Source organism: Alkalibacterium sp. s-m-28 (assembly GCF_054658175.1).
The window spans coordinates 1-487 of sequence record NZ_BAAGIQ010000265.1 but is presented as its reverse complement, the minus strand read 5'-3'; the positions used below and the strand labels follow the sequence as shown (position 1 = coordinate 487).

The window sequence follows — 487 nt, the reverse complement described above, 5'->3', positions numbered from 1 at the left end:
CTTTTAAGGCAATCAGGCGCTGTTTTTGATCATCTGTCAGCCTTTTCGTACTGGTCTCTGTGCGTACTTTTGGTTTTAAGCCATCAAACCCATACTTGCGATACAAATAGACCCAGTCACGAATACCACCAGGCTTTACTCGCCACTCACTTCCATCGACTCGTTTTAAGGGCTCTTGACTAAGGCGTTCGTAGTACGCTTGTTGGCTGGCATCAGGAAAATCCTTGTTTAAGATTGGCGCAATCACTTGAAACTTCGCTAATGCCACTTCTTCACGCTGTTTTTCATTCATTTCTTTGTCTTCCTCTCTTATATAGACTACTGCCACCTTACTACAGTCGTCTGCTTTCCAGCAGAGGTAAAAGTCGGTGAAATGAGAAAAAGAATCGATGATGGATCAGCGTGCTGTGAGAACTTGCATGAAGGCATACCCATAGCTTTCTTTATAGCTCTGTAAAAATACCGGATACTCTTCCAATGGAAGGTG

General features: G+C 43.5%; 1 protein-coding gene. It reads right to left on the bottom strand.

The window, feature by feature from the left end; genetic code table 11:
* Positions 1-292 (bottom strand): helix-turn-helix domain-containing protein (locus ACYQ4S_RS12265; protein ID WP_459771447.1); only part of this gene is annotated, 292 nt, incomplete at its 3' end.
* Positions 293-487: the final 195 nt, after the last annotated feature.